The organism is Luteimonas sp. AC640a (assembly GCF_979256585.1).
The window spans coordinates 1-22,388 of the sequence record NZ_CEEDOV010000002.1 but is presented as its reverse complement, the minus strand read 5'-3'; the positions used below and the strand labels follow the sequence as shown (position 1 = coordinate 22,388).

The window sequence follows — 22,388 nt, the reverse complement described above, 5'->3', positions numbered from 1 at the left end:
TGTTCGGCAGCGCACATAGGGTGCGCAATGCACAGGAATCGGAGAGGTATGGCGTCGCAATGACGCCATGAACGCGCCCGACTCGCGCGCCTGTCACTTCCGCAGGCGCAACGTGGCCGCAAGACCTCTTCTGGATCTTCCGTGCCTCCACTCTCTTCAACGCCGCCGACCGCGGCGTCAATCGCGTGCGCGCCTGAACTGGCGACGTTCGTCCGCGACGCGATGGCGCGTCATGCGCCGTTGCCGCTGCCCGGCCATGGCGACACGCTGACGCGTTGGCGCCAGCTGTCGGACATCGCTGCCGAAGACGTCTGCGGCATCAAGGTGCTGGAAGCGCATTACGACGCGCTGGCGATCCTCAGCGAGCTTGGCGCGCCCGAACGCGCGCTCGATGGCGCGCTGCTGCATGCGGTCTGGGCCGCTGAACCACCGGACGCGCGTCTGGAGTTCACGCCGGGTGTGGACGGTATCGGCAGCTTGAACGGGATCAAGGCCTGGTGCTCGGGCGCGGACCTCGTCGATGCGGCGCTGGTCACCGCGCATATCGGCGAGGCGCGCGTCCTGGTGCAGGTGATGCGCGCCGCGACTGGGATCGAAACGCTGCCGGGTCACTGGCAGGCGGTCGGCATGTCGCGTGTCGAAAGCGGACGCCTGCAGTTCCGCGATGTCGCCGCGGTGCAGATCGGCGCGGCCGGGGATTACCTCGCGCGACCCGGTTTCTGGCATGGCGGTGGCGGCATTGCCGCGTGCTGGTTCGGCGCGGCGACGGCGATTGCAGAAACACTGCGCCGCCATTCGCGCGCAGCGCACAACCCGCATGCGATGGCGCACCTGGGTGCGATCGACATGGCGTTGTCCGCCGCGGCGAGCCTGCTGCGCGAGACCGCAGCCGCGATCGACCACGATCCCGATGCGCCCCACGCGACCGCGATCACCCGCGTGCGCAGCGTGGTGGAACGCGCGGCGACCGAAGTCATCGACCGTGTGGGGCGCGCGCTCGGCCCTAGCCCGCTGTGCGAAGACGGCGCCCATGCGCTGCGTTGCGCCGACCTGACGACCTTTCTGCGCCAGAGTCATGCCGAGCGCGACTGGGCGGAACTCGGCGCCGCTGCGCAGGCGCGGGATGTCACATGGCAGCTGTAAGCATGGACGCGGCGCAGGATACGCCGCGGATCGCGGGCGTTGGTATTCCGGAGTCCGCATGGCGCCGCTGCGCATGGCTGGCCGCGTTGCCGGCAGTGCCGGCGCAGGACTGGCTCGACGGCGTCGCGCGCCTGGTCGTCGTCTCGCCACATCCCGATGACGAAGCGTTGGGCTGCGGTGGATTGATCGCCACCGCGCGCGCGATCGGCCTGCCGGTGCGCGTGGTGTCGGTCACCGATGGCGAAGCCTGTTATCCCGACGCACCTGCGTGGCCGCCGGCACATCTGCGTGCGGTGCGCCGGCAGGAACTCGAACGCGCCTTGGCGTTGCTCGGCATCGACGCCGACGCGATCGACATGCTCGACATCGGCGACGGCCGCGTGGCCGAACGCGAAGATACGCTCGTCGCTGCGCTCGCGCCGCTGCTGCAGACAGGCGATCGCGTGCTGACGACCTGGCGCGGCGACGCGCATCCCGATCACGAAGCCACGGCGCGCGCAGTCGAACGTTCTGCCGCGCAGCGTGGCGCGTACGTCGCGCAGTTTCCGGTCTGGGCTTGGCATTGGCTCTCGCCGGATGCGGCGACCTCACCGCTGCCAGGAGCGCAGCGTCTCGTGCTGACGCCGGCCGCGTGCCGCGCCAAGGCCGCGGCGCTGGCGTGTTTTGCGTCGCAACTGCAGGACGATGCGCCCGGCATGCCGGCGCCGATCCTGCCGCCGCATGTGCTCGAGCGTTTCGATCGCGACTTCGAAGTCGTGTTGCCATGAGCGCCGCGACGCCCAGCGAATACTTTGATGCGATCTACGCGCAGGACGATCCCTTCGGCTATCGCGAACGCTGGTACGAGGCGCGCAAGCGTGCCCTGCTGCTCGCGAGTCTGCCGGCGGCGCACTTTGGTCGCGTCTGGGAAATCGGCTGCTCGAACGGCGAATTGACGGCCGACCTCGCGACGCGCTGCGGCAGCCTGATCGCCACTGACCTCAGCGCACGCGCCGTCGCGCTCGCCACCGAGCGGACGCAGTCGCACGCGCATGTCGACGTGCGCCAGGCGCGGCATCCCGACACCTGGCCCGATGGCCTGTTCGATCTGATCGTCTTCAGCGAGGTGGGCTACTACCTCGATGCGGACACGCTGACGCGCATGGCGCACCAGCTGAAGTCCAGCCTGCGCGGCGATGGCGTGCTGGTCGCCTGCCACTGGCTGGCGCCATTTGCGCAGGCGCCACAGTCCGGTCGCGACGTACACCGTCTGCTGCGCCGCGAACTCGGCATGCAACGCGTGTTCGGCTATGGCGACGCCGATGTGCGGCTCGACGGCTGGGCGTTGAACGCCGCCTCGGTCGCGCAACGGGCGGGCCTGCGATGATCGGCGTCGTCATTCCGGCGCACAACGAAGAGGCCTGCATCGCCGCGTGCCTCGCGTCGGTGCAGATCGCTGCGCACCACGACGCACTCCGCGGCGAAGCGGTGGTCATCGTGGTCGCGCTGGACCGTTGCAGTGACCGTACGGCCGCGATCGTCGCCGCGTATGGCGTGCGCAGCGTCGTCGTGCAGGACGGCAATGTGGGCCTCGCCCGCGCCGCGGGCGCGGCGTTCGTGATCGGCCTGGGCGCCCGCTGGGTGGCGTGTACCGATGCCGATTCGCGCGTGCCGCGCGACTGGCTGGCCTGTCAGCTCGCCTGCGCCGCCGATGCGTTCTGCGGCATCGTCACCGTCGAAGACTGGCTCGACTACGACGACACCGTGCGCATGCATTTCGGCACTGCCGAAGAACAGCGCGACGGCCATCCGCACGTGCACGGCGCGAACATGGGCTTCAGTGCGGCGATGTATCTGCGCTGCGGCGGATTTCCGCCGCTGTCCGCGCACGAGGATGTGGCGATGGTCGATGCACTGCATCGCGCCGGCGCGCACATCGCCCGGCGCGCGACACCCGTCGTGATCACCAGTGCGCGGCGCGTCGCGCGTGCGCAGGGTGGATTCGCCGATTACCTGCTCGCACTCGAGGCACGCACGCGTACGTTCGCGGCGCCGCTGTTCGAGACCGCGGGGCCCGCGTTCGATCCCGGCCCGGACGCCCATGCCGCCTGAGCACGGGATTTCGATGCACCGCCCATGCAACAGGTCCGCACCCGCACGTCCGATTGCATATGGCGTGGGTGGATTCACACGCGATCGATCCCGCGCCACCGAAGATCGACACCGATGACCGCGGAGCGCCAGATGGGCACCTACACGCTGCAATACGACATGGGACTGCGGTGCTGGGTGCTCACCGACACGCAGGGCCAGACGTTGGCGACCTACCTGAGTCGCGCGACCGCGCTGCAGGATGAAGCGGTGCGCGCCGTGATCGAGCGCGGCTGCATCCTGCGGGTACGCAATGCCGATGGCACCTACGAGCCTGCGGATCCGCAGGCGGCGCTTGTACCCGAGGCGGCCGCGGCGATGCCGACGCCCGCACTGGCAACAGGCGCTGCGGCGGTCTGAACGCGCGGACCCATCGCGCCTGCGCGGCTGTCCGATTCACCGCGACACATCGTCCAATCAAAAAAGGGTGCCGCGTGGGCACCCTTCTTCTTCGAGCTATCGAAGACGGGACGCGCCAAGTGGCGACGCCCCGTCCGACACGCCGGCTCAGGCCAGCATGCGCACCTTCTTCTCGCGATCCCACTGACGCGTCTTCGCCTGGGTGATGAAGCCCTTGGCATCGGCCGCGTCCAGGACACCCGCGTCCTTGGCGATGCCACCGGCCTTCAGCACGGCCTGCGCACCAGCGTCGGCGGCGATGGCCTTCAGATGTCCGAACGCATCCCGCACCCAATCCACTGCGGCCGCTTCGCGCGACAGCTGCTTGCCACCATCGGCCGAAAGCACCAGGGCGACCGCATCGAACACCATCGACGGCATGCCGGCGAGCTGGCCGTCGGCAGGCAGACGCTTGCCGTCGGACAGCTTGGCGCCGCCGAGCTTGGGCGCCACGATCTTGACCGTCGCACCCGCACCCTCGGCGGCCTTGCGCAGCGCCTTGACCGTTTCGGCATCGGAACCGTCGTGCACCAGGATGCCGACAGCGCGACCCTGCAGCGTGTCGCGCATGCGGTCGATGATCCGCAGCGCCGGCGAGGCCGGCATGTCCTGCGGGGCGACGCGTGCATCCGGCGCCGGCGGCAATGCGTCCATGCCGAGACCATCGGCGACGCGCTGCGCGAGCGACGGGTCGACGTGGCGCAGGTGACCGACGATGGCCTCGCGCACGTGCGCGGTCTCGACCTTCGACAGTTCGAACACCAGCGCGCTGGCCATATGCGCCTGCTCCACCGCACTCTGGCTGCGGAAGAACATGCGTGCCTGACTGTAGTGATCGGCGAAGCTCTCGGCCCGCACGCGACCCTTGACGCCATCGTCGACGGTCGCGTGGTGGCGATAGCCGGCATCGCGCGAGGCGCGCGGGCTGTCGGCCTGCAGCGAACTCGGTTCGTAGCTCACCCGGCCCTTCGGGACCTGCATCTGCATGTGGCCGTCGCGCTGCTGGTTGGCGAACGGACACTTGGGCGCGTTGACCGGAATCTGGTGGAAATTCGGGCCGCCCAAGCGGGAGAGCTGCGTGTCCAGATACGAAAACAGACGGCCCTGCAGCAGCGGATCGTTGCTGAAGTCGATACCGGGCACGATGTTCGCCGGGCAATACGCGACCTGCTCGGTCTCGGCGAAGAAGTTGTCCGGCCAGCGGTCCAGGGTCATGCGGCCGATCACCTGCAGCGGCACCAGTTCCTCGGGAATCAGCTTGGTCGCATCGAGATGGTCGAACGGGAACGCGTCGGCCTCTTCCTCGGTGAACAGCTGCACCGCGAGATCCCATGCCGGGAAATCACCGGCCTGGATCGCCTCGAACAGGTCGCGGCGATGGAAATCGTTGTCGGCGGCCTGAAGTTTGAGCGCCTCGTCCCACACCGTCGACTGGATGCCCAGCGTCGGGCGCCAGTGGAACTTCACGAACGTGCTGTTGCCGTCCTTGTCGAGCAGGCGGAAGGAATGCACGCCGAAACCTTCGATCGTGCGCAGCGAGCGCGGGATCGTGCGATCGCTCATCGCCCACATGATCATGTGCATCGCTTCGGGCGTGAGCGAGATGAAATCCCAGAACGTGTCGTGCGCGCTGCCGGCCTGCGGATAGCCGCGGTCGGGCTCCATCTTCACCGAGTGCACCACGTCCGGGAACTTCATCGCGTCCTGAATGAAGAACACCGGGATGTTGTTGCCCACCAGGTCCCAGTTGCCTTCCTGGGTGTAGAACTTGACCGCGAAACCGCGCACGTCACGCGGTGTGTCGACGGAACCGGCGCCGCCGGCGACCGTCGAGAAACGCGTGAACACCGGCGTCTTCGTGCCGACCTCGGTCAGCAGGCGCGCGGTGGTGTACTGCGACAACGACTTGGTCAGCTCGAACGTGCCGTGCGCGGCGCTGCCGCGAGCATGCACGATGCGCTCGGGAATGCGCTCGTGATCGAAGTGGGTGATTTTCTCGCGGAGGATGAAATCCTCTAGCAGCGCCGGGCCGCGCGGGCCGGCCTTCAGCGTGTTCTGGTTGTCGGCGACCGGGATGCCCTGGTTCGTCGTCAGCTGCGGATGCGTGCCGCCGGCCTGCTGCTGCAGTTCGTCGCCCTCGCCGCGCAGATCGGTGGCCTCGCGTGCAGGCTTCTTGCCGGTCGACGGCGGATTGCGGGGCGTGCGGGGGGCTGGCGTCTTGCTGGCCATGGATTGGGCTCCGGGGGATGGACAGCGAGCGTGGGCGCGCGCTTGTGAGCGCACCGTGCAGTGGGCGTATTCGGCTTCGACGACGGGCGCGCAACGCGCAGTGGCGATAATCGTCGCCATGACTGCAGAGACTTCCAATCCCGCCGCGCCCGCCATCGCCGACTGCGTGCGCGTGCGCGGTGCACGCGAACACAATCTCAAGAACGTCGATGTCGACATCCCACGCGATGCGCTGGTGGTGTTCACCGGCGTGTCCGGCTCGGGCAAATCCTCGCTGGCCTTCGGCACCCTGTTCGCCGAGGCGCAGCGGCGCTATCTCGATTCGATCTCGCCCTACGCGCGTCGGCTGATCGATCAGGCCGGCGTGCCGCAGGTCGATTCGATCGAGGGTCTACCGCCGGCGGTGGCGTTGCAGCAGGCGCGCGGCACGCCGACCGCGCGCTCGTCGGTCGGCAGTTTGACGACGATCTCAAACTCGTTGCGCATGCTGTACTCGCGCGCCGGCGACTATCCGCGCGGCCAAGCCATCATCTATGCCGATGGTTTCTCGCCGAACACGCCGGCAGGTGCCTGCCCGACCTGCCATGGCCTGGGACGCATCTACGACGCGACCGAGGCGTCGATGGTGCCGGACCGTTCGCTGACGATCCGCGAGCGCGCGGTCGCCGCGTGGCCGGGCGCCTGGCACGGGCAGAACCAGCGCGAGATCCTGACCACGCGCGGCATCGACGTCGACGTGCCGTGGTCGAAACTGCCGAAGAAAACCCGCGACTGGATCCTGTTCACCGACGAGCAGCCGGTCGAGCCGGTTTATCCCGGCTTCGATCTGGACGAGGTCAAGGACGCGCTGAAGCGCAAGACCGAACCGGCGTACATGGGCACGTTCACCAGTGCCCGCCGGCACGTGCTGCATACCTTTGCCAACACCCTGAGCCCGCAGCAGAAGAAGCGCGCCGCGCAGTATCTGATCAGCGCCGCGTGCCCGGAATGCGTTGGCAAACGGCTGCGGCGCGAGGCGCTGTCGGTGACCTTCGCCGGGCTCGACATCGCCGCGTTCTCGCAGCGCCCGCTCGACGAACTCGCCGACCTGCTCGCCCCGGCTGCGGCCGGCAGGACACACGCAAAAGCGCATCCCGAGCAGGCCCTGGCTGCGCAGCGCATCGCGGAAGACCTGCTGGCACGCATCAAGGTGCTGCGCGATCTCGGTCTCGGCTATCTCACGCTCGCGCGCGCCACGCCGACGCTGTCGCCCGGCGAGCTGCAGCGCCTGCGACTGGGCACGCAGATCCGTTCGCAGCTGTTCGGCGTGGTCTACGTCATGGATGAACCCTCCGCCGGCCTGCATCCGGCCGATACGCAGGCGCTGCTGCGCGCGCTCGACCAGCTGCGCGCCGCGGGCAATTCACTGTTCGTCGTCGAGCACGAGATCGAGGTCATCCGCCATGCGGACTGGATCGTCGATGTCGGCCCGGCTGCCGGTGAACATGGCGGGCAGGTGCTCTACAGCGGACCGCTCGCCGGGCTGTCGAAGATCGAGGCGTCGTCGACACGGCGTTATCTGGACGATGACGCTGCATCGATCGCGCACACCACGCGCACCCCGGACGGCTGGCTGCAACTGCGCGGCATCCGTCGCCATAATGTGCGCGATCTCGATGTCGACATTCCGCTGGGCGTGTTCACCACTGTCACCGGCGTCAGTGGCTCGGGCAAATCCTCGCTGGTGAGCCAGGCGCTGGTCGAGCTGCTGGGCGCGCATCTGGGCCAAGGAAGCGGCGACGAAGACACGCCACTGGACCCGCTGGAACGCGGTGTCGAGGCGCCACTGGACGGACGCATCGCTGGCGGCGCGAATGCGATCAAACGACTGGTCCGTGTGGACCAGAAGCCGATCGGCCGCACGCCGCGTTCGAATCTGGCGACCTACACCGGGCTGTTCGACCACGTGCGCAAACGCTTCGCCGACACACCGGCCGCGAAGCGCCGTCGCTACGACGCCGGGCGCTTTTCCTTCAACGTCGCCAAGGGCCGCTGCGCGACCTGCGATGGCGAAGGCTTCGTCAGTGTGGAACTGCTGTTCATGCCGAGCGTCTATGCGCCGTGCCCGACCTGTCATGGCAGCCGCTACGACGCCAAAACGCTGGAGGTCACGCTGCGCGGCAAGCACATCGCCGACGTGCTCGCGATGACCGTGGCCGAGGCGGCCGAGTTCTTCGCCGACGACGCCGCGATCGTGCGTCCGCTGCAGGTGCTGCTGGAAGTCGGGCTCGGCTATCTGCGGCTCGGCCAGCCGGCGACCGAACTGTCGGGCGGCGAAGCGCAACGCATCAAGCTCGCCAGCGAACTGCAACGCGCGCAGCGTCGCGGCACGGTCTACGTGCTCGATGAGCCGACGACCGGCCTGCACCCCAGGGATGTCGACACGCTGATGCGGCAGCTGGGCGGACTGGTGGACGCGGGCAGTACCGTCGTTGTCGTCGAGCACGACATGCGCGTCGCCGCGGCCGGTGACTGGCTGATCGACATGGGGCCGGGCGCGGGCGATGCCGGTGGGCACGTCGTGGCGGCAGGCGTGCCTGCGGATGTGGCGAAGTCGAAGCAGAGTCGCACGGCGCCGTTCCTGAAGCAGGCCCTGGGCCGCGTCTGATCCATCAGGCCCACAGCGCCTGTATGACGCCATAGAGACGACAAGTCTGGCGCGCTGCGCTAGCGTGCGCGGATCACTAGTGCGGACGGAGATGGCAATGACGGGATGTATGCGGATGCAGCGCTATGGACTTGCCGCGTTGCTGATGGCCGCGGTCGCGACGACGCAGGCCGCCACGCCGGAGGACGTCCGCACATCGCCACCGGCCTCTGCGCATGCGCCGGTGCTGGCGATCCACGGCGGCGCGGGCATTGGGCGCGGCGATCTCGACGCGGCCGGTCTGGCCGAGGCGCGTGCTGCACTGGAGACGGCACTGCGCGCCGGCCACGCGAAGCTGCAGGCCGGTGCGCCGGCGATGGACGCAGTCAAGGCGGCGATTACCGTGCTGGAAGACGCGCCGATGTTCAACGCGGGCAAGGGCGCGGTGTTCACCCACGACGGCCGCAACGAACTCGATGCTGCGGTGATGGACGGCGCCAGTGGCCGGGCCGGTGCGATCGCCGGCGTGTCACGTGTGCGCAATCCGATCCTGCTCGCCGATGCGGTGATGACGTCCTCGCCGCACGTGATGATGGTGGGCGAGGGTGCCGAGGCGTTCGCGAAGACGCGGGACATCGCACTCGTCGATCCTGCGTACTTCCGCACCGAGCGTCGCTGGCAGCAGCTGCAGCGCGCCCTGGAAGCCGAACGCACATCGCAGCCGCAGGCTTCGGTGTTGACCGGCGATGCGCGGCCGTACTTCGGCACCGTCGGCGCGGTTGCGCTCGATGTCGAGGGGCTATTGGCCGCAGGCACCTCGACTGGCGGCATGACCAACAAGCGCTACGGCCGTGTCGGTGACGCGCCGATCATCGGCGCTGGCACTTGGGCCGATGCGGGCTGTGCGGTGTCGGGCACCGGCTGGGGCGAGTACTACATCCGCACCGCCGCCGCGCACGAGATCTGCGCGCGCGTGCGTCTGCGCGGCGACGACATCCGCGTCGCGTCCGACGCGGTCATCAACCAGCTGATTCCGGAGGCCGGCGGCGATGGCGGCGCGATCGCACTCGACGCCGATGGCCGCGTGGCATTCCCGTTCAATACATCCGGCATGTATCGCGGCTGGATCGGCGCCGACGGGGTGCCGCATGTCGCGGTGTTCCGCGAGGATGAGATCGTTCTGCCGGATGGGCGTTGACGAAGTCAAAGTGATAGCGGGCAGAGCCAACCCTTCGCCGTCTGGGAGAAGGTACCCAAAGGGCGGATGAGGACCTCTGTGTGGTTTCCGCAGGAAAGGTTTCACCCTCATCCGACGCGCGATGCGCGTCGACCCCGGATCGAGTCCGGGGCAGGCTCTCTCCCGCAGGGAGAGGTGCTGGTCTCAAAGGGGACGAGACAAGGTGGCAACGAGACGAGCAGGCCGCACGCCTCGCGTCATTAATCAGAGCTCCTTCCGCCAGTTCACCGAACCGCGGTTTTCCAAGGTGCTCGACTCGATCTCCGCATCGAAGCCCGCGCGCAGCAGGTACTTCAGCGTCAGCACCTGGCCGGTGCCCAGCAGCGACACGCCGAAGCCGACATAGAGTTTCGGTGAGAGCTGCTTGCCGAACCCGAGCACGCTGCCGCCGAGGGCGCGCGACTGGCTGATGCCCGCATTTTCGAGGCCGATCTTGTCGCCCAGTTGGCCGGCAACCAGGTTGCCGCCGGCATTGAGCGCGGCCGCGGCGGCGTCGATCTGCTGGCCTTCGTCGCTGGTCAGGCTTGATGCGGAACGGCCCAGTGCCAGATACGACAGCGCCTGGGACGCATCGCTCGACGGGTTGGTCCACACGTTGACCTGCGGCGCCGATGCGCGGCCGCTGACATCGATGCCGGCGGTGATGTCTTCGGCTTCGATCCGGCGCTCGGCGCGCACGTCCAGCATCGGGTCGGAGACGGGGCCGTTGTTGAAGACCAGATTGCCGCGCGTGACCCGCAGCTCCTGGCCGTAGGCCTTGTAGCGGCCGTCGACCGCGAGGCGTCCGTTGCCGGTCATCTCACGACCCGGCACCGCGCGCACACGCAGCTCACCCTTCATGCGGCCGTCGAAGCCGAAGCCGCGCAGGCCGACGTTGTCGCCGACGGTCAGGGTCAGATCGAGTTCCAGCGCCGACGCTGTGCTGTTCTCCTCCGTGTCGACCGGATCGAGCACGACCACGTCGGGCGACACCGACACGCCTTCGCTCAGGCGTTCCAGATCGAGCAGCGCGACATCGACGAACACCTTGCCGGTCACGTTGAGCGGTTGCAGCGCGGTGTAGCGCACGGTGATGTCGGGCGAGGCGATGATGTGCATGTCACTGGTGTCGGCCACCAGTACGTCGGTACCGCTGATGGTCAGCACGACCGGCGTGCCTTCGCCCTGCCAGCCGATGCCGCCGCCGATGTTCAGCGTGCCCTCGCCGGAGCGCACGCTGCCGGCGAGACGCGCGGTGCCGTCGGGCAGCGCGTCGAGATTGATGTTGCCGTCTTCGAGTGCGATCGCCAGCGACGGGATCTCGGTCGAAAAATCGGCCAGCCGCGCCTGGCCACCGATCGTCGGCTGCGAGCGCGTGCCACCGATCGTGACGTCGGCGGTGAGGCGGCCGGTGGGCTCGACGATATCGGGCGAGAACAATTCGACGAACGTCAGGTCCTCGACGTTGGCGACCAGCGAGCCCGACAGCGGCGCATACGCATCCCAGCCGTTGGTCACCTGGGCCTGCACACGGCCGACCTCGTTGAGCGTCGTCGACAGCGTTGCGCTGAGCCGGTTGGCATCGAACTCGGCGTCGAGGCGGAAATCGTCATAGGTCACCACGTCGTTGCGTGCGCGCTCGGACGTGCGCACGCCGCCGCTGGCCGAACGGATACTGGCGTTGCCGACGAAACCGTTGCCGACCGGACGCGCGCTGCCTTCGAGCGCGATCTCGCCACGCAGCACGAAGGGACGGCCGCCGTCCTGCTCGGGCAGATACGGTGTGGCCAGTGCGAGCGGCAGGCCGGTGCCGGTGATCGACACGCCCTGACGCGGCCAGTCGGCGCTCGCGCACAGCGAGCCGCCGCCACTGGATGCGAAGCAGCTCTCGGTCAACGTGTAGCGCGTGCCGATCTGGCGGAACTGCGCCGGCGACTGCAGCGCCCAGCGCGCGCCGGTGGCCGGTGCGATGCGCAGATCGGCGAGTGTGCCCTGCCAGTTGCCATTACGGCTTTCGGCGTTGCCTGACAGATCCACCGTGCCGATCTCGCCACGCGCGCTGGCCTCGAGCTGGAGTTTCTCGATCGCGCCACGCGCCGCGAGGCGCACCTCGTCGAGTGCGATGCCGGCATTGACGCCGGTCGCGACGACATCGAGCGAACCGGTGTCGCTGCGCCACGGCAGGTTGCCCTGGATGCGTGCGCTGGCAGCCGCGTATTCGCCGTAGCGCAGCGCGCTGCCGGTGAGGTCGGCGGCGATGTCGGGCGCGGTGCGCGCGCCGGTCACGCGCACGGTGCCGCGCAGCACGCCGCCGGTATCGGGCAGGAAGTCAGCGAGCTGCAACGGCGACAGCGTCGCGTCGATATCGAGGCGATCGGTCACGGTCGCGGTCGCATCGACGCGGCTGTTGCCGAGCGAGAGCGCGACTTCGCCTTCGAAATCGGTGCGGCCGGTCTCTCCGGCATCGGTCGCCGGGCCATGCATCGCGAACGTCGCGCGGCCATCGAGCCGGCGACCGCGCAGCGTGCCGCCCAGATCGCTAGCGTCCACCGCGACTTCCAGACCGCCGTCGTCGCGGGTGTTGCCGATTGTGGCGAACGTGCCGTTGACCGCGCCCTTCCAGTCGCGGGCGAAGTAACCGGGATCGAAGCCGGCCAGCGTTGCATCGAGATTCCAGCCGAGCGCCGGCGCCCATGCGACTTCGCCGCTGGCATCGAGCGTGCCGGTCGGCATCGTCACGCGCGCGGTCTGCAGGCGCATGCGCTCCGCATCGCCGCGACCGTCGAAGTCCACGTTCGCGCGCAAGCCGTCGCGCTCGACAGTGGCCTTGCCGATCGCCGCCCATGCCGCGGTGCTGCCGGCGAACCCGAGGTCCGCGTCGGCGATGATCGGGGGCGCGGGTTCGGCGGCCTCCGGGTCGGCGCCGAACTGCAGGCCGCGTGCATTGGTCGCGAAGCGGAAGCGCACATCGCCCGGCTCGGTGACGTCGGCAAACCCGCGCAACGTGACCCGGCCGTCGAAGATGTCGACGATCAGCGGGTCGAGATCCAGACGCTGGTCTTCCAGCTTCACTTTGGATGGCTGCAGCACGACGCGGATCGGATTCGCATCCGCCTCGCCGTATGTCGCGTTGCCCTGCAGTTCTGCGGCGCCGCCCTGGCCATCGGCGCGGATGTCGAACGCCAGCGGCGTGCCGGGTTCGCCACTGCCCATCAGCAGTGCGGGATCCAGACGGGTGCTGTCGGCGCGCAACGCCCAGCCGGGATTCTCGCGGCCGCGCAGGGTCAGCACGGCTTTCAGCGGTTCGGGTACGTGGCCGACCACGGCGATATCCAGACGCGACAGATCGCCGCGCGCGACCAAACCGATACGCGGACGCGTGCGCGCCGGCGGCGCGGGCATCAGCGCGCTGGCGGTGACGTCCATGCGGTAGTCGTCATCGGGCGCGTAGACACCGTTGGCGGTGAACAGGCCGCGGTCGCTGTCGACGACGATATTCGCGAGATTCAGTTCACCCTGCTGCGCGTCCAGACCGCCGCGCACGCTGCGGATGTCGATCAGCGATGCACCGGCCTGCTCGACGCGGAACCCATCGATGCGGATCGTGTCGGCCTGCAGCGACAGCGGCAGCTCGATACGCGGCAGCGAATCGGGCCAGCGCGGCAGCTCGAACGGCGTCTCCACCGACGGCGGCATCGACAGCACCGCGTTGTCGATATCCAGCACGTCCAGCCGCAGGCGTCGGCCGACCAGCGGCATCACCGCCGGATCGATCGTCACCCGCTCGGCTTCGAACACCAGCACGCGTGGCTCGTCGCATTCGCCGAAGGGCACCGGCTGTTCATCGACGTCCGGGCAGCTGCGCTGCACGTAGCGCACGTCGTACATCGTCAACGGCCCCGAGGCCGGGCCCTCGGCCGCGCGCCAGGTCAGTTCGGTACCCGCGGGCAGGCGCGAGGCGACCTGATTCAGCAGGAAATCGCGGCCGCCGAACGTGGTCAGCAGCCACCACACGACGATGACCAGCATCACGATCAGCGCGGCGATGCCGATCGCGCTGCGGAGCGCGAGCTTGCGCGCCCGTGCGCGTCGGCGCGCGCGCAATTCGGCGATGCGCGCTTCGCGCTCTTCCGGGGTCAGATCGTTGGGCAGGCGGTGACGACCAAACGCCATGTCAGAACTCCGCGCCGATCGACAGACCGATCGTGAATGACGAATCAGGGTTGTCGAGACCGCGTGCGATGTCGAGTTTCAACGGGCCGACAGGCGATTTGTAGCGCGCGCCAATGCCCACGCCCGTGCGCCATTCCGGCGAGCCGCCGTCGAAGGCGTCGCCGCTGTCGACGAACACCGCCGCGCCGATGGTGTCGGTGAAATAACGCTCGAACTCCACGCTCGCGGTGACCAGGTTCTTCGCGCCGACCGAATAGCGGCCGAAATCGGTGTCGATGCGCGGGCTGACCTCGCGGAAGTTGTAGCCGCGGATGCTGCGGTCGCCGCCTGCATAAAAACGCAGGCTGGGCGGCATTGCGACCAGTGCATCGGTGAAGGTGTGGCCGATCTCACCGCGCACGATCAGGCGATTGGATTCGCCGATGCCGCGGAACCAGCTCGCGCGCGCGTGGATCTGCCCGAACGAGGCATCCGAACCGACGCCCTCGAGCCCGCCGCGCAGCATCAAAGAGCCCCCGATGCCGCTGGTCGGGAACAGGCGATCGTCGACGTCGATGTACTCGGCGCGCAGAGAGGGATACGCGAACGTCGCGTAGCGGTACTGCTGTGGCGCCAGCGCGCCTTCGCCGTCGTCCGCCTCGCGGAACAGCCAGCGCTCGCGCAGCACGTGCATCGAGGCGATGAGGGCGAGAAAATCGTTGTACTGGCCGCTGCGGCTGGCGACGAACTCGACCCGGCGGGTATCGATGTAATCCGTCTGTTCGTCGGCGAACTGCAGGCTGGCGGTGTACCAGCCGTCGAGCCATGCGAAGGCCGGAATGCGGTATTGCACGGTGGCGGTCTTGCGCCGCTGCGCGTAGTCCACCTGGGCCAGCGCCTTGTGCCCGCGCATGTTGACGTAGCGGCGCTCCATGCCCAGGCGCACGCCGGCGCCGCTGTCGGTGCCATAGCTCACGCCCGAGGTGTAGATGCTGCGCTTGGCCGGGGTGAGCGTGACCTTGACCGGCACTTCGCGGCGTTCGTTGGCTTGGTCGACCTGCGGCTCGATGTCGATGTCGGAAAAATAGTCCAAGCGCCCGAGCGACGAGCGCAGGCGATCGATACGGCCCTGGTGGTAGTAGCTGCCTTCTTCCCAATAGACGAGGCGTTCGAGCAGGTCGGTGTTGATGATCTGCTCGGGCGTCTGCTCGAACGTGGTCGCGCCCATGTTGTAGCGGTCGCCACTGTTCCAGACCACATCGATGTCGGCGGCGAAATCGGCGCGGGTGACTTCGACGCGGCGCGAGGCGAACTCGGCGTCGAAATAACCACGCTCGGTCAGGCGACGGCTGAGCTGGTTGCGGCTCGCGTCGTACTGGGGGTGGCTGAACACCGCGCCTTCGCTCGGCACGAAGCGGGCGATGTCGCGCGCCAGATAGCGGTCCTGTCCACCCTCGCCGATGATCGCGATATCGCTGTTGCGCACACGCACCGGCTGGCCCGGATCAACGACCACACGCACCGCAAGTGCATCACCGGTGCGGTCGCGCTGCACGTCGATGGTGGGCGAGTAATAGCCGAACGGTTCGAGCGCCTTGCGGGTCTCGCGTTCTGCCTCGCGCAGCAGATACCCCATGCGACGGCCGGAGATGTCGCGGCCCACCGCGTCCTGCAATCCGAGCGAGACGCGGACGTTTTCGGTCATCTCCTCGTCGAGGCCGACGATATCGACGCGTTCGACGCGCGCAGCGTGCGCCGCGGCCGACGCACACAGGAGAAGGACGGCGGCGAGACACATATGAACGCGAGGCATTACGCGAGGATACCGGAGCCTCGTCAAGAGACGATTAACGGGGCGTCACGCAACGCGCTTCGACAGCCCGGAACACGCGGTGCGTCATTCTCGACGGCGCGGTCATGAAGGATCCGAAGTGCCTGGGCTCGACGGCGCCTCAGGCACATCCCGACGCGTTCAGCTCGACAGATGCTCGATCGCGGCCACGCTGCCCAGGTGCTCGGACAGGCGCTTGAGCAGTGCGAGACGATTGGCGCGCAGCGCGGCGTCGTCGGCATTGACCATCACGCTGTCGAAGAACGCATCGACCTGCGGCCGCAGCCGCGCCAGATGCGTCAGCACCGACACGTAATCACCATGCGCGAGCGCGTGACCGGTTTCGCCACGCACCGCTTCCACCGCTTCGGCCAGCGCGGCTTCGGCCGGCTCGCGCAGCAGCGCGGGATCGACCTCGCCCGGAATCGCGATATCCGCCTTGCGCAGGATGTTGCGGATGCGCTTGTCGGCCGCGGCGAGTGCTTCGGCTTCGGGCAATGCGGCGAAGGTGCCGATGGCATCGATGCGGCGGTCGAGGTCGTAGAGCGACTTCGGTTGCAGCGCCGCCACGGCGTTGAACTGCTGCACGGTCACGCCCTTGTCGGCGTAGTAACCCTTTAGGCGATCGAGAATGAAGTCGTAAAGCTCATCTCTCAAAGAGGAACTCATTGAGGCAGATGCGGTTACGCCCCCCTGAGTCTTGATCCCAGCTTCTTTTGCTGCTGACAGGGCATCGATCTTTTTGGAGGCGCTCACACTCACCAAGGAGTGTTGAACGTTAGAAAGCGAGATCGAGATCATCTGGTCGATGTCCAGATCGAACCCACTCTCAATCAACGTGCGCGCCAGACCCAGTGCATTCCGCCGCAGCGCGAACGCATCCTTGTTGCCGGTCGGCTTGAGGCCCGCCGCGAAACCGCCGGCCAATGTATCGAGACGCTCGGCGATCGCGAGTACCTTGCCCAGCGGCGACAGGGGAATGTCATCGCCGGCGAAGCGCGGCTGCCAGGCTTCGTCGAGTGCGTTCGCGAGCGACGCGCGATCGTCGTTGGACAGGCCGGCGAGCGCCGCGTCCTGCTTCGCGTAGTAACGGCCCGCGATGCCCTGCAGTTCCGGAAACTCGTTGACCATGCGCGACTGCAGATCGGCCTTCGACAGCAATGCAGCCTGCTTTGCGAGTGCGGCATCCACACCGACCTGCGGCGCGATCACTTCGGCCAGCGCGGCAACGCGCACGGTCTTGTCGGCCACGCTGCCCAACTTGGCCTGGTAGGTCACGGTTTTCAGGCCGTCGTTCATCGCCGACAGACCCTGCTTGAGGTCTTCGTCGAAGAAGAACTTGGCATCGGCGAAGCGCGGGCGGATCACGCGCTCGTAGCCCTTGGCCACTTCGGCCTCGTCCTTGGAGACGATATTGGCGATGCCGATGAAGTGTTCGGTCAGCTTTCCATCGCGCAGCACCGGGAAGAACTTCTGGTTCGCTTCCATCGTCGCGATCAGCGCTTCCTGCGGCACGGCGAGGAACTCGGCCTCGAAGGTGCAGGGCACCGCCTTGGGCCATTCGACCAGGCACACGACCTGCTCGAGATTGTCGGCTTCGATGCGCGCATCGCCACCGACGGCGCGCGCGGCGTCTTCGACCTCGCGCACGATCTCGGCGCGGCGCGCATCGGCATCCACGATGACCTTCGCGTTGCGCATCGCCTCGACGTAGTCGCCCGGCGCTTCGATCTCGACTGCGCCGTCGTGCATGAAGCGATGACCGCGACTGGTGCGGCCGCTGCGCACGCCGAACAGTTCGGCGTCGACGATCGCTTCGCCATGCAGCAGCACCAGCCAATGCACCGGACGCGCGAATGCATAGGGGTGGGCGCCCCAGCGCATCGGCTTGGGAATCGGCATCGCCGCGATCGCCTCGCGCAGCACGTCCGGCAGCAATGCCGCCGTCGCGGCGCCCGGTGTCACCGCGCGGTGCACGAATCGCTCGCCCTTGGCGTCGCTGGTCTTCTCGAGCGCCGTCCAGTCGACACCGGCCTTCGCCGCAAACCCCTGCAACGCCTTGGTCGGATTGCCGTCGGCATCGAGCGCGATGCTGAGATACGGTCCCAGCACTTCCGAGCGCTGCTCGGGCTGCTCGCTCGCGACACCCGGCAGCAGCACGGCGAGACGGCGCGGCGTGTACAGCGGCTTCGCGCCTGTGTGGTCGATCGAGACGCCACGCTTGTCCAGCGCCGCGATCACGCCGTCGTAGAACGCCTGTGCCAGGCCGGGCAGGGCCTTGACCGGGAGTTCTTCGGTGCCGAGTTCGATCAGCAGGGGCAGGGAGGCGGTCATGGCAGGTCGTTCCGGATCGAAAGATGCTGGCTGAGGTCTCGGCCAGTCGGGATGTCACGTCGCCCGCGTGCGCGCTCGCCGTTGAGCACCAGCAATACAAACCCGGCGACAGGCATGAGCAATAGCCCGAAGAAGAACCACAGCCAGGGATTACGCTGGGTCTGTTGTGCCCAGTACGCAGCGAAGAACGCGAAGGCGGATGGCGCGGTGAACAGGACGATCACGAACGCGCCCAGCGTCTCGGTCATGCCGCGTCCCCGGTGCGCTTCAGCCCCGGAAAACCCATCGCTTCGCGCTGCGCGTAATAGGCCTTGGCGACTGCCTGCGCCAGCGTGCGCACGCGCAGGATGAAGCGCTGGCGTTCGGTCACGCTGATCGCGCGGCGCGCGTCGAGCATGTTGAAACTGTGGCTGGCCTTCATGACCTGCTCGTAGGCCGGCAGCGGCAGGCCGAGTTCGACCAGCTTCAGCGCTTCGGTTTCGCATTCGTCGAACCGCCGGAACAGCACGTCGACGTTCGCATGTTCGAAGTTGTAGGTGCTCTGCTCGACTTCGTTCTGGTGGTAGACGTCGCCGTAGGTCACCGGCGTGCCGTCGGGACCGTGCGTCCAGATCAGGTCATAGACGTTGTCGCAGTTCTGCAGGTACATGCACAGGCGCTCAAGACCGTAGGTGATCTCGCCGAGCACCGGCTTGCACTCGAGGCCGCCGGCCTGCTGGAAGTAGGTGAACTGCGTGACTTCCATACCGTTGAGCCAGACTTCCCAGCCCAGACCCCAGGCGCCGAGCGTCGGCGATTCCCAGTTGTCCTCGACCAGGCGCAGGTCGTGCACCTGCGGGTCGAGTCCCAGTGCCTTCAACGAATCGAAGTACAGCTCGACGATGTTGTCCGGATTCGGCTTCATCGCCACTTGGTACTGGTAGTAGCGCTGCAGACGGTTCGGGTTATCGCCATAACGGCCGTCGGTCGGGCGGCGGCTGGGCTGCACGTAGGCGGCGTTCCACGGCTCGGGGCCGAGTGCGCGCAGGAACGTGGCCGGATGGAAAGTGCCCGCGCCGACTTCGAGGTCCAGCGGCTGGATCAGCACGCAGCCCTGCTTGGCCCAGTAGGTGTTGAGCGTGAGGATCAGCTCCTGGAACGTCGGTCCGGTCATCGAGAAAATCGCGTCTGCGGCGGCGCGCTAGTATAGCGGGCCGCATCAAAGCGCCCGACGCACCGTGCGCCATGGAGGACCCGGCTTGAACGATCCGCGCGCTCCCCAGCATTCGACCGGCATCCGTGCACCCGCCGTCTTCGGTGGCCGTCTGCCACCTGGCCGCCTCACCCTCGAACCCGTGATCGACGCACTGCTGGCCGATGGTCTGCTGACGCCTGCTGACGCCGACCGCGCACGCGTAGGCGGTCGCAACACGCGCGGCCTCGACACCGTGCACCCGCTGGTGCTGCTGGCCAATCTCAAGCTGCCCTCGGCGCGCCGGCCCGGCACCGAGCTCGGCCTCGAAGCGCTGACCGAATGGCTGGCGCAGGCCACCGGACACGCCTATCTGCGCATCGATCCGACCAAGATCGCGGTCGGCGACGTCACCGATCTGTTCTCGCACGCCTACGCCAAGCGCCACCGCATCCTGCCGGTCGACGTCACACCCGATCGCGCGCGTATCGCCACCAGCGAGCCGCTGGCGCTGGACTGGCTGACCGACATCCAGCGCCTGCTGCGGCGCGAGATCGATCTGGTCATCGCCAATCCGCTGGACCTGCACCGCTACACGATGGAGTTCTTCGGCGTCACGCGCTCGATCCGCGGCGCCAAGGACGGACGCGAGACCAGCAGCAATGCGCCGACGTTCGAGCAGCTGGTCGAACTCGGCCGCTCGGGCGACGTCAACGCGGACGACCACCACATCGTCCACATCGTCGACTGGCTGTTGCAGTACGCCTACGAGCAGCGCGCCTCGGACATCCATCTCGAACCGCGCCGTGATGTGGGCCGCGTGCGTTTCCGCATCGACGGCGTGCTGCACAAGGTCTTCGAGATGCCGCCGCCGGTGATGACCGCGGCGGTCAGCCGCATCAAGGTATTGGGCCGCATGGATCTCGCCGAACGCCGGCGTCCGCAGGACGGCCGCATCAAGACGCGTTCGCCCGGCGGGCGCGAGGTGGAGATGCGTCTGTCGACGATGCCGACTGCCTTCGGCGAGAAGGTCGTGATGCGCATCTTCGATCCCGATACCGCGTTCAAGCCGATCGAACACCTCGGCTTCGATGCCGGCGAGGCGGCGGCATGGAACGATCTCGTGGCGCGTCCGCACGGCATCGTGCTGGTCACCGGTCCCACCGGTTCCGGTAAGACGACGACGCTGTATTCAACGCTGAAGAAGCTGGCGTCCGACGACGTCAACGTTTGCACCGTCGAAGACCCGATCGAAATGGTCTCGGTCGAGCTCAACCAGATGCAGGTCCACAACGCAATCGATCTGACCTTCGCGCAGGGCGTGCGCACGCTGCTGCGCCAGGACCCCGACATCATCATGATCGGCGAGATCCGTGACCTCGACACCGCGCAGATGGCGGTGCAGGCTTCGTTGACCGGTCACTTGGTGTTGTCGACGTTGCACACCAACGACGCGCCGTCGGCGATCACCCGCCTGCTCGATCTCGGCCTGCCGCACTACCTGATCGCCTCCACGCTCAACGGCGTGCTCGCCCAGCGTCTGGTGCGCACGCTGTGCCGGCACTGCAAGCATCTGCAGCCGGTCGATCCTGAGGGCTGGCGCGCGCTGCTCGGCCCCGACAGCGACGTGCCGCCGCCGGAGACCGCCTGCGGACCGGTCGGGTGTCTGGAGTGCCGCAACACCGGTTATTTCGGCCGCGTCGGCATCTACGAACTGATGCCGATCACGCCCGCGCTGCGCGCGAAGATCCAGCCGGACATGGCGCTGTCGGGCTTCAGCCGGACGGCCGTCGGCGAAGGCCTGCGCACGCTACGCATGGCCGGCGCCGAAAAGGTCGCGCAAGGCGTGACCACGGTGGAAGAAGTGATGACGGTGCTGCCGCCGCGGGAGTAGGCGGCTCGTGCCTCGTGGCGTGTGCTTCGGTGCGAGCGCGGTACGCGGCAATCTAAGCACCTCTTCGTCCGGGAGAGGTCGACGCGCTAGGCGCGTCGGGTGAGGGCAGGATCGTCGAGGCGCGATTCAACACCAGCGCCCGCCCGTCCCGATCCGCTACGCTGCGCCGTCTTCCTGCTCCGGCTGCCCCTCGATGTCGCCCGACCGCCGCTTCCTGATCGTCGAAACCGGCCAGCCCGTGCCCTCGATGCGCCGCTATGGCGGATTCCCGCACTGGATCCGTGTCGCCGCAGGCCTGTCGGAGCATGACGCGGTCGTGGTCGATGTCGAACACGGTGCCGCGCTGCCCAGCGCGGACGATTTCGCCGGCGTCATCGTCACCGGCTCCGGCGCGATGGTCACCGACCGCGCCGACTGGAGCGAACGCAGCGCCGCCTGGTTGCGCGATGCCGCGCATGCCGGCGTGCCGGTCTTCGGTATCTGCTACGGCCACCAGCTGATCGCCCACGCGCTCGGTGGTGAAGTCGGCCCCAACCCGCGCGGCCGCGAGATGGGCACGTTCGAGATCGAAACGAACGACGCGGCCTCGCACGACCCGCTGTTCGCCACAGCCGCTCCCGGTTTCCTGGCCCAGACCACGCATCTCCAGAGCGTCCTGCGCCTGCCCGAAGGCGCGACCCTGCTCGCCCACTCCGTACTCGAACCGCACCACGCGTTCCGCTGGGGCGAGCGCGTCTGGGGCGTGCAGTTCCACCCGGAGTTCAGCGCCACCCACATGCGCGGCTACATCCGCGCGCGCTCGGGGCCGCTGTACCAGGAAGGTCTCGATCCGGTTGCGCTGGTCGCGGGCGTGCGGGCTGCGCCCGAGGCGCGGGCGGTGTTGCAGCGATTCGTACGTTTTGCAGGCGCGTTGCCGCGCGACTGATTCTGTCGCCGTCATGCCCGCGCAGGCGGGACTTTCAACGGACGCATGTCCGGTAATCCAGGGACGGTGCTCGGCTTTGCAGTTGCTCTGCCGTGCCGTTGCCTTTGCCTTTGCCTTTGCCTTTGCTTTGGCTCCGCTGTTGATTTGAATCGAGCCGTAAAGCGAGCCGAGCATCGCAGGACGGCGGGGTCGAAGAGCAGCCCATGTCTGAGCGCAGCGAGTTTGGGCTGCGTGCCCCGTCGTCCGAGAAGCGCAGGGGAACGCCGCGGCTGTATCGCGGCGGATCGCGTCCGGCGAAGACGGTTTTGCTTACTTTTGCCAAGACAAAAGTAAGCCGC

General features: G+C 67.8%; 15 protein-coding genes. 9 read left to right on the top strand and 6 right to left on the bottom strand.

What is annotated here, in order from left to right:
- The first annotated feature begins 141 nt into the window (after nucleotides 1–141).
- The 5 genes from ACZ9YD_RS00810 (at nucleotide 142) to ACZ9YD_RS00790 (ending at nucleotide 3,633) form a co-directional block, all read left to right on the top strand.
- Nucleotides 142–1,143, top strand: coding sequence for an acyl-CoA dehydrogenase family protein (locus ACZ9YD_RS00810; protein WP_465073243.1), 1,002 nt, complete (start codon nucleotides 142–144; stop codon nucleotides 1,141–1,143).
- Nucleotides 1,131–1,910: a PIG-L deacetylase family protein gene (locus ACZ9YD_RS00805; RefSeq protein WP_465073242.1), complete on the top strand. Its 780-nt coding sequence runs from the start codon at nucleotides 1,131–1,133 to the stop codon at nucleotides 1,908–1,910. Before ACZ9YD_RS00810 ends, ACZ9YD_RS00805 begins: the two co-directional genes overlap by 13 nt.
- On the top strand, nucleotides 1,907–2,509 hold the full coding sequence (locus ACZ9YD_RS00800; RefSeq protein ID WP_465073241.1) for an SAM-dependent methyltransferase: 603 nt from the start codon (nucleotides 1,907–1,909) through the stop codon (nucleotides 2,507–2,509). The genes ACZ9YD_RS00805 and ACZ9YD_RS00800 overlap by 4 nt, the downstream gene beginning before the upstream one ends.
- Nucleotides 2,506–3,234 carry a glycosyltransferase family 2 protein gene (locus tag ACZ9YD_RS00795; protein WP_465073239.1) on the top strand — a complete coding sequence of 243 codons (729 nt, stop codon included), beginning with the start codon at nucleotides 2,506–2,508 and terminating at the stop codon, nucleotides 3,232–3,234. Before ACZ9YD_RS00800 ends, ACZ9YD_RS00795 begins: the two co-directional genes overlap by 4 nt.
- 114 nt (nucleotides 3,235–3,348) lie before the next feature.
- A complete protein-coding gene (locus tag ACZ9YD_RS00790; protein ID WP_465073238.1) occupies nucleotides 3,349–3,633 on the top strand; it encodes a hypothetical protein in 285 nt (94 codons plus the stop codon).
- Between the two features lie 147 nt (nucleotides 3,634–3,780).
- Here ACZ9YD_RS00790 and ACZ9YD_RS00785 read toward each other — a convergent pair whose 3' ends face one another.
- Nucleotides 3,781–5,901 carry a catalase gene (locus ACZ9YD_RS00785; RefSeq protein ID WP_465073237.1) on the bottom strand — a complete coding sequence of 707 codons (2,121 nt, stop codon included), beginning with the start codon at nucleotides 5,899–5,901 and terminating at the stop codon, nucleotides 3,781–3,783.
- Between the two features lie 118 nt (nucleotides 5,902–6,019).
- Between ACZ9YD_RS00785 and ACZ9YD_RS00780 the strand changes: the two genes are divergently transcribed.
- Both ACZ9YD_RS00780 and ACZ9YD_RS00775 read left to right on the top strand, forming a co-directional pair.
- A complete protein-coding gene (locus ACZ9YD_RS00780) occupies nucleotides 6,020–8,548 on the top strand; it encodes an excinuclease ABC subunit UvrA (protein ID WP_465073236.1) in 2,529 nt (842 codons plus the stop codon).
- Nucleotides 8,549–8,693: 145 nt separating this feature from the next.
- Nucleotides 8,694–9,725 carry an isoaspartyl peptidase/L-asparaginase family protein gene (locus ACZ9YD_RS00775; RefSeq protein WP_465073368.1) on the top strand — a complete coding sequence of 344 codons (1,032 nt, stop codon included), beginning with the start codon at nucleotides 8,694–8,696 and terminating at the stop codon, nucleotides 9,723–9,725.
- A gap of 243 nt (nucleotides 9,726–9,968) precedes the next feature.
- Here the strand turns inward: ACZ9YD_RS00775 and ACZ9YD_RS00770 are convergent, their stop codons facing one another.
- The 5 genes from ACZ9YD_RS00770 to glyQ all read right to left on the bottom strand — a co-directional run bounded on the left by ACZ9YD_RS00770 (nucleotide 9,969) and on the right by glyQ (nucleotide 19,213).
- Entirely contained in the window at nucleotides 9,969–13,916 is a 3,948-nt protein-coding gene (locus ACZ9YD_RS00770; RefSeq protein WP_465073235.1) for a translocation/assembly module TamB domain-containing protein, read from the bottom strand.
- A gap of 1 nt (nucleotide 13,917) precedes the next feature.
- Complete coding sequence (locus ACZ9YD_RS00765; RefSeq protein ID WP_465073233.1) at nucleotides 13,918–15,708, bottom strand: autotransporter assembly complex protein TamA; 1,791 nt, start codon at nucleotides 15,706–15,708, stop codon at nucleotides 13,918–13,920.
- Between the two features lie 159 nt (nucleotides 15,709–15,867).
- Nucleotides 15,868–18,060, bottom strand: coding sequence for a glycine--tRNA ligase subunit beta (gene glyS, locus ACZ9YD_RS00760; RefSeq protein ID WP_465073232.1), 2,193 nt, complete (start codon nucleotides 18,058–18,060; stop codon nucleotides 15,868–15,870).
- On the bottom strand, nucleotides 18,057–18,308 hold the full coding sequence (locus ACZ9YD_RS00755; RefSeq protein WP_465073231.1) for a hypothetical protein: 252 nt from the start codon (nucleotides 18,306–18,308) through the stop codon (nucleotides 18,057–18,059). Before ACZ9YD_RS00755 ends, glyS begins: the two co-directional genes overlap by 4 nt.
- A complete protein-coding gene (gene glyQ / locus ACZ9YD_RS00750) occupies nucleotides 18,305–19,213 on the bottom strand; it encodes a glycine--tRNA ligase subunit alpha (protein ID WP_465073230.1) in 909 nt (302 codons plus the stop codon). Before glyQ ends, ACZ9YD_RS00755 begins: the two co-directional genes overlap by 4 nt.
- 64 nt (nucleotides 19,214–19,277) lie before the next feature.
- On the opposite strand from glyQ, the gene ACZ9YD_RS00745 reads away from it, so the two are divergent.
- Both ACZ9YD_RS00745 and ACZ9YD_RS00740 read left to right on the top strand, forming a co-directional pair.
- On the top strand, nucleotides 19,278–21,125 hold the full coding sequence (locus ACZ9YD_RS00745) for a GspE/PulE family protein (RefSeq protein WP_465073229.1): 1,848 nt from the start codon (nucleotides 19,278–19,280) through the stop codon (nucleotides 21,123–21,125).
- 193 nt (nucleotides 21,126–21,318) lie between these two features.
- Complete coding sequence (locus ACZ9YD_RS00740; RefSeq protein WP_465073228.1) at nucleotides 21,319–22,050, top strand: glutamine amidotransferase; 732 nt, start codon at nucleotides 21,319–21,321, stop codon at nucleotides 22,048–22,050.
- Nucleotides 22,051–22,388: the final 338 nt, after the last annotated feature.